This is a genomic window from Haloferax profundi (genome assembly GCF_001469865.1).
GTDB classification, from domain to species: domain Archaea; phylum Halobacteriota; class Halobacteria; order Halobacteriales; family Haloferacaceae; genus Haloferax; species Haloferax profundi.
Genome location: NZ_LOPV01000083.1, coordinates 1 through 2,203 on the forward strand (window position 1 = coordinate 1; position 2,203 = coordinate 2,203).

Annotated in this window: 2 protein-coding genes and 1 pseudogene; all 3 read left to right on the top strand. The window is 56.9% G+C overall.

Going from position 1 to position 2,203, the window contains the following annotated elements; genetic code table 11:
* Nucleotides 1-269: 269 nt before the first annotated feature.
* Nucleotides 270-1,031 (top strand): hypothetical protein, encoded by a 762-nt coding sequence (locus AUR66_RS03875; protein WP_157532988.1) that lies wholly within the window; start codon nt 270-272, stop codon nt 1,029-1,031.
* A 298-nt stretch (nt 1,032-1,329) separates the two neighbouring features.
* A complete protein-coding gene (locus AUR66_RS03880) occupies nt 1,330-1,923 on the top strand; it encodes a DUF7437 domain-containing protein (RefSeq protein ID WP_058571189.1) in 594 nt (197 codons plus the stop codon).
* Nucleotides 1,920-2,203, top strand: a pseudogene (locus tag AUR66_RS22515) (hypothetical protein); the annotation flags it as partial. The gene AUR66_RS03880 and the pseudogene AUR66_RS22515, both read left to right, overlap by 4 nt.

A 2,203-nucleotide genomic window follows, 5' to 3' on the forward strand; every position in this document is an offset into this window, starting at 1 on the left:
GATCTCGGCGTCACCGACTCTTCATCCTCTACGTCGGATTGTCTAATGGCAGACAATATATACTGGCGAGACACGAAGCCAGATTAGATTCCGATGCCCTCCAATCAACACGACAACTATCGCAGCGACTGGGTGCGTAGCTACTGATGAGGCGCCGTAGAGTGCTCACATCGCTAGCGTGTGGGGCAAGTCTACTGGCTGGATGTGCAACCCGCGAAAGAGACGGTCGTAGTCCGGTTTCAACGTCTCAACCAACACCGCCACCAGATGTGACGACACTCACCGAGACCAAACCACTCCCCGAACCGAGTGACGTGTCTAGCCGTGCAGTTGCTCAATCGTTCGTTGAGGCATACGAACAGCGCTACGTGTATAACGAACTCATCGGTGGATTCGGAAGTTCAGGCGTAGCGATGGAGATTACGGTTGAGCCAGCGCGTGTTACTGTCGTCCACACGACTGACTCGGGATACTACGTGTTGTCCTCCTGTCGGGGATCCGCACGCTATTTCGACCCAGATGGATCGCCGAGTAGCGCAACCCGTAACGCTTCGAGTGTTGCCCACTTCGTGAGCGATGAACTACACCGGCGAATCCCGTTCAATGCCTATCGGTGTGAGCGGCCTGTCGTTCAGACAGCCACTGCAAACAACAGTGACGAACCACTCGCCCGGTTGCAGATCTATGACTTCGAGACCGAGCCCGATTACGAGCATCCTGAGCAGGGTGGACGAACAGTCGACGTCACCGTCCGGAACGCCGACGAGGAGGTTATCCTCGAGCAGGCGTATCAAACATCGCTTCCGTTGACGGTTCAGCCCGCAGTCACCGAGACACCGGGGTCGTATACACTCGCTGCCTCGCTTACCGATGGACCGACGGTTCAGTATGAGTGGGACCTCTCAACACCGGGTACTCCCAGCTGGTGGGCACTCTGTCTAGTAATCACGGCTGGTGGCAATTTGGCTATCAAACAGTGGTACCCAAACGGAGAGGTTGGCGTGCCGCCGAATGGCGTCTGTAGACACTAGCGTGAGAAGTGCCCACCTTGTCGACGTCCTCGGAGCGTTTGTTCGTGTACGTATTGAGTATGGAGCGACCATCGTCAGCCCATCTTGCCGACGTTCTGTTGCAAGATGCCGAACCGATAAATGAATCACTTCGCTATTTTGCAACGGTCAATTGGTGGCCCAACTGAGACGAACCACGAGACTGTTGAGGTCGTACTGACACATATCCTCCCCCGCAAGAACATCAGCTTGAGCCAGCAGCTGTTACCCAAACACTCTTTACTGATTCGCTGTAAACTGTAATCAATACAGAGAACCCATGTCACGTACCTCAAAGCAGAACACAGGTGACATCGTCCGTGACTTCCTCTCGGTCGCGGACCTCCTCGAAGAGCCACAGCTGGCGCAGTTGTATGCATATCTCGCTCGCAATGAGGGGACCCCAGTCAAAGACGTGATGGACGCTCTCGGTCTCGCACAGGGGACAGCCTACACCTACGTCAATCGGCTCGTTGACGCTGGCGTTGTTGAGGTCATCCGTGATGAGCAACCCCGGACGTACGCTGCCCGTCCGATTAATCTGACTGTGACCGCTGATGGTGACCGTGAGTATACGATCACGCCGGCACTGATCGATGCGGTCGGCCGCCGTGAGACTAACGGCGACATCGACACGTACATCGACCGTCACGGGGTTGCTGGCCTCGCGACGGCACTCTCTTACGCTGTTGCCCGTGAGTGTGGCGAGGTGACGCACCGCTTGATGGCCCGTGATCTCGACATCTCGCCACTTGCGGCCGAAATCGTCCTTCAGGCGCTCCGGCCCGTGGTTCTCGAACATTTCGACGTCGAGGTGTCGGGTGCGTCACTCGCGGATATCGAAGGCGTTGACGAGGACGTCGACGACGCGTGACTGCGATCCACATCGCAGATACCGGATTGTTCGTCTCGATGGGTCAGCCATCGAATCCTCGGTATCTGGCAGTTCGTCGGTTTGCAAGGCGCAACGGAATCACGTCCGTCCTCCCTGAACGAGTATACGGGGAGCTGACCGTCAACGCTCCTGATGTCGAGACACCGCCGATCGACACGGCAATTGAGGAAAGATGGGCGCGGGTTGCAGCGCCACTGAAGTATTCGCACGGAGTCGTCTCACGGACGATGGACGGCGTCCAGCGGTACATCGCAAATGC

Coding starts and splice junctions, on each gene's coding strand:
- AUR66_RS03880 (WP_058571189.1), top strand. CDS start 1,330: ATGTCACGTACCTCAAAGCAGAACACAGGTGACATCGTCCGTGACTTC.